Below are 5303 nucleotides of genomic sequence, written 5' to 3'. Positions count from 1 at the left end.
CCCAGTGGTATGGACAACTCCTTTCGGTTTTCCTGTAGAACCAGAGGTGTATAGAATGAAGAGGATATCTTCACTATCCATTTCTTCGGCTGTATTTTGGTCAGTTTCTTTGGATACGACCTCATGCCACCAGAAGTCTCTCCCTTCTTTCATAGTGACCTCTTGCTTCGTTCTTTGATAAACAATTACCGTTTCAACTGAGCTCTTTTCCAAAGCTTCATCAACCACGGACTTAACAGCGATTTTTTTGCTTCCCCGGAAATTACCATCAGAAGTTAATATAGCTTTTGCCCCACAGTCAATCACTCTGTCAGCTAAAGCATTGCTAGAAAAGCCCGCAAAAACGACAGAATGAACAGCTCCTATTCTTGCGCAGGCAAGCATAGCCACTGCAGCTTCAGGAACCATAGGCATGTAAATAATTACTTTATCACCTTTTCCAATCCCTTTACTTTTCAATGCATTTGCGAATCGGCAAACATCATGGAAAAGTTCTCTATAAGTAATTGTTCTTCCTTTTTCGTTCGGATCATTTGGTTCCCAAATAATCGCCGGTCTATCACCGATAGTAAATAAATACCTTTCAAAAATATTTTCGGTGATATTCAATTTGCCATTTAAAAACCACTTTACGTCTGGCCCATCAAAATTCCATTTCAATACTTGATCCCATTGCTTTCTCCAATGAAATGAATCTGCAATTCTTGCCCAAAATTCTTCTGGTTGTGCTACACTCTTTTGATACTCGTGTAAGTACCCGCTCAGGGTATGTATTCTATCACTCATGATGCTATTGGGTTATCGATAATCTAATTTTTTAAGGATTCTAATTTAAGCTTAATGATCAACTGCTTTGCCTGCGCCACGTGGAATTCTAATTTCTTGAATCATATCCTGAACAGATTGTGGAGGTGCTGGTGTAAATTGTGAAACCACAATACATACCAGAAAATTGATAAACATACCGATCGATCCAATTCCTTCTGGAGAAACTCCAAACCACCAATATTCAGCAGTATTAAGCTCAGGAGAGATAAATTTAAAATAAATAATATAGGCTAAAGTAAAAGCCAATCCAGATATCATTCCTGCAATTGCCCCTTCTTTATTAATTCTTGAAGAAAAAATTCCCATAATTATGACAGGGAAGAACGATGCCGCTGCCAAGCCAAATGCGAAAGCAACGACTTGTGCCACAAAACCAGGAGGGTTTACTCCGAAGTAACCCGCAAGCAAAACAGCGCCAGCAGCGGCTAATCTCGCAATTCTCAACTCTTTTTTCTCCGAAATCTCAGGCTTAAATGTTTTAAATAGATCCCTCGAAACAGAAGTGGAAATAACCAGTAATAATCCTGCAGCTGTAGACAAAGCTGCTGCCATGGCTCCGGCTGCGATTAAGCCAACTACCCAATTCGGAAGTTCCGCAATCTCTGGACTTGCCAAGACCATAATATCTCTGTCTATAGTTAATTCATTGGTCTCTGGATCTGCTACATACTGGACCTTCCCATCTCCATTTTTATCGTCGACTGCAATTAGGTTTGTTTTTTGCCAATTGGAAATCCATACAGGAAGGGAAGATATTTCTTTTTCAGAAGTACTATTAATGGCATTATAAATTCCAAATGCAGCAATTGCAGGGGCAGTTGTATATAATATAGCAATAAAAGCCAAAGCGTAACCGGCGGAAAGACGAGCGTCTTTCACTTTGGGAACTGTAAAAAACCTAACGATCACATGCGGAAGTCCAGCTGTGCCCACCATTAAGGCTAGCGTGATCATAAATAAATCAATCATTTCTTTTCGGCCTGAAGTATATTCCGCAAAACCTAGTTCTGCTAAAACTCCATCAAGCTTATCTAAGAGGGCAGTACCATCAGCAAGTTCGCTTCCTAAACCTAATTGCGGAACGGGGTTTCCGGTAAGTTGCATAGAAACGAAAATAGCCGGAACCATGTACGCAAAAATCAGGACACAATATTGAGCAACCTGGGTATAAGTAATCCCTTTCATTCCACCCAAAACAGCATAGAAAAAAACTATACACATCCCTATAACCACACCCCACTCAATAGGTACCTCTAAATACCTTGAAAACACGATTCCCACGCCTCGCATTTGTCCTGCGACATATGTAAAAGATATAAACAAGGCACAAATCACAGCCACTACTTTGGCAGTATTGGAATAATAGCGATCACCTACAAAGTCAGGAACCGTAAACTTTCCGAATTTCCTGAGATAAGGAGCTAATAAAAGAGCAAGTAAAACATAGCCCCCCGTCCAACCCATTAGGTAAACAGAGCCATCATATCCCGCGAAAGAAATGATGCCTGCCATAGAAATAAATGAGGCAGCAGACATCCAATCCGCTGCAGTTGCCATTCCATTTGCTAAGGGAGAAACGCCTCCACCAGCTACATAAAATTCTTTGGTTGACCCTGCTCGGGTCCAAATTGCAATGCCAATATATAGGGTGAACGAGAGTCCAACAAGAATATAGGTCCAGGTTAAGATATCCATCTGTTTTGGTGATTTTGGAGGTTAGACTTTATTCTTCGTTTACATCAAATTCCTTATCCAGTTTATTCATTCGATAGACATAGACAAAAATCAACAGTACAAATGCATAAATAGAGCCTTGCTGCGCAAACCAAAATCCCAATTTAAATCCTCCCCAACGGATCGTATTCAACTCTTCTACCCAAAGAATCCCAAATCCAAAGGATACTAAAAACCAGATGAGTAATAAAAAAAATAGGGTCTTGAGGTTCTTTTTCCAGTAGGCTTTCATTTTGCCTGCATCATTCGCCATGATTTTGAGGGTTTATTTTTGGAATCAATTTTAAAAGTAAGTGTAGTTTCCATCGAAATGCAACCTCTTTTACATCAAATAATGAAAATTTAAGGTAAGCACTACCATTTGCCTGATTTAATTCCGAAAGTTCATTGATTCTCCAAAATTATTAGAAGTCTCAAAAGCTAGAAAATAGAGATTTCTAGAAAAAATATTCTGATAAAATAGCTAGGCCAGCGGCCAAAAAACTAACAATCAATTTATTCCAATTGAATTTGTGATGAGGGCTACTCTCAAAGAAAATTGTGGTAGAAATATGAAGAAATCCTCCCGCTACCAATCCATAAAGCATTCCGACTCCTTCTTTTTCAAGTATTCCGCTTTGGAATAAATAGGCACTAGAAAACATGCCTAAAGGAGAAGCTAAGGCGAAGAGAGTCAGTAATATCAAAGTCCATTTTTTACTCAAAGAGCTGCTGAGGACTGCGGCGAGGGCAAATGCTGCGGGGCCTTTATGTAAGATTACTCCTGCCAAAACCGTCTTGCTATTGTGAACATGTCCAAAGGCTTCAGTTCCAGTTCCTATTAAACTACCATGAGAAAGCAAAGTGCCCTCCAGGAAAGCATGAATAAAAAGTCCTATCATGACAGTAAAAATTCCGGCTTTGGTTTCTCCGTGATGATGGTGAATGTGGCCATGTTCAATTCCACTCGATAAAAACTCCAGCAATTGCTGGAGCAAAAAACCGATCAAAATGTATAAACCCATTCTTCCTCCTTCATAACCACTATGAAAAAGTTCTGGGAGAATATGTAAAATGGTAATTGAAAAAAGGTATGATCCTGCGAAAACTAGAACCAGTTTAAAATACTTGTCCCTAAAATTCGGAGCGATAAACACCAAGGAACCAGCGCCAAGGGCTGTAATAAAAAGAAGCAGAAAGTTTATTCCCATGACCAAGTTTTACTTTCCTTTTTCAGAAAGTTGGAGGTATAACCCCGGCAAAGGTAATAAAATTCAATAATGTTGCATTTAAATATGGATACAGATACTGTTCTCAAATAAAAGATCTCTTTGAAATAAATTATTTCTGAAGGAAAGAAAGATAAGGTTTTAATTCCTCGCTTGCGAAAGTTTTAAATTCTCCATTTTCATCGCTGTAAATAAGGAAAACCTCAATTTCATCTAATGCGGAATCCAAAGCGATTGCTTGTTCGGTACCCATCACCATCAATGCTGTGGCATATGCATCTGCAGTCATGCAATCCTCTGCGATTACGGTTGCACTTAATAGGTTTTGGGAAATAGGATAACCAGTCTTGGGATTTATTGTATGGGAGATTTTAACAGAATCTCTAACGTAAAAATTTCTATAATTACCTGAGGTAGCCATCCCCTTGTCTTGAAGGGCAATTATGCTAAATAAATCTGAGGCACTTGAAGATTCCTCAGGTCGATTTACTCCAACTTTCCATAATTCTCCATTTTCGTTTACTCCTCCTGCCACTAATTCTCCACCAATTTCTACCAAGTAGTTTTTGATTCCTTTCGAAGATAGGAACTCTGCTACCACATCCACTCCATAACCTTTTGCAATGCTGCTAAAGTCTAGATAAATACCAGATACCTTTTTTCTCACCTGTTCCGAATCGAAGTCTACTTTTTCAAAGCCCACTAATTTCAACAGATTCTGTATATCTACACTATCTTTCAATTCAGGGCCAGTAGGCCCAAAACCCCAAATATTTACTAAAGGTCCGACAGTAGGGTCAAAGGCCCCGGAGGTCTTTAGGTTGATTTCCTTGCTTGCCTGCAGAATGGGATATAAATAGGGCAATTCATAGTCAAGTGTGTCGCTATTATTAAACCTGCTCAACTCTGAATCAGGAATATAGGTGGACAAACTCTGATTGAAAACTACTAGTAAAGAATCGATTGATGGTTGAAAGTCTCTTCCTTCATCGTCCAGGTAGGTAATATTATAAGTAGTCCCCATCGTTTTCCCGGATAGGGTCAACTTACCATTTACCTCAAATTCTTTCTCTTGTTCCGCGGTCTTAGGATTTTGATTTCTCCAAGAATAAACAAGAATTACCATAGCCAATAAGACTAGTGAGTAAATGATATTTTTTCGGGCATTAGGACGCATAAGAATCTGAATTTCGTTGCGAAGTTAAGGGTTATTTTTCAGTTTAAAGGATTGAGAAGGCATACAAAAAGTCCATCGACCCCACAGGTATTTTTCTATCTTTGTATGAGTACGACATTTCTATGAGAGAAGATTATCTAACAGGTGATGAAGAACATTTAAGTTCAAAGGATAAAGAATTTGAAAAAGCTTTACGCCCTTTAAGTTTTGAGGACTTTACTGGACAGTTTAAAATCGTTGAGAATTTGCGGGTTTTTGTTCTGGCTGCCAGTAAACGAAATGAACCGCTTGATCATGTTTTGCTACATGGACCTCCTGGGCTTGGCAAGACGACTTTAAGCTATATCATTGCTAAC

5 protein-coding genes and 1 pseudogene are annotated in these 5303 nt (G+C 39.0%); 1 reads left to right on the top strand and 5 read right to left on the bottom strand.

Annotated features, from left to right (window positions below):
- The 5 genes from Q0L68_RS15790 to Q0L68_RS15770 form a co-directional block, all read right to left on the bottom strand.
- Positions 1-786: AMP-binding protein (locus Q0L68_RS15790; protein WP_296705074.1), on the bottom strand; the 786-nt coding region annotated here is incomplete at its 3' end.
- Positions 787-837: 51 nt separating this feature from the next.
- Positions 838-2523 carry a sodium:solute symporter family protein gene (locus tag Q0L68_RS15785; RefSeq protein ID WP_296705073.1) on the bottom strand — a complete coding sequence of 562 codons (1686 nt, stop codon included), beginning with the start codon at positions 2521-2523 and terminating at the stop codon, positions 838-840.
- 28 nt (positions 2524-2551) lie between these two features.
- Positions 2552-2815, bottom strand: coding sequence for a DUF4212 domain-containing protein (locus Q0L68_RS15780; RefSeq protein ID WP_296705072.1), 264 nt, complete (start codon positions 2813-2815; stop codon positions 2552-2554).
- Positions 2816-2999: 184 nt separating this feature from the next.
- Complete coding sequence (locus tag Q0L68_RS15775; protein WP_296705059.1) at positions 3000-3752, bottom strand: zinc permease; 753 nt, start codon at positions 3750-3752, stop codon at positions 3000-3002.
- Positions 3753-3882: 130 nt separating this feature from the next.
- The gene (locus Q0L68_RS15770; protein WP_296705057.1) at positions 3883-4947 is read right to left on the bottom strand and encodes an FAD:protein FMN transferase; all 1065 of its coding nucleotides are present in this window, start codon (positions 4945-4947) and stop codon (positions 3883-3885) included.
- Positions 4948-5069: 122 nt separating this feature from the next.
- On the opposite strand from Q0L68_RS15770, the pseudogene Q0L68_RS15765 reads away from it, so the two are divergent.
- A pseudogene (locus Q0L68_RS15765) lies at positions 5070-5303 on the top strand (Holliday junction branch migration DNA helicase RuvB); the annotation flags it as partial.

Source organism: Algoriphagus sp. (assembly GCF_024642405.1).
In the GTDB taxonomy this organism is placed as follows: Bacteria; Bacteroidota; Bacteroidia; order Cytophagales; family Cyclobacteriaceae; genus Algoriphagus.
The sequence above is the reverse complement of the archived record's forward strand: the minus strand, read 5'-3'. Positions and strand labels throughout refer to the sequence as shown.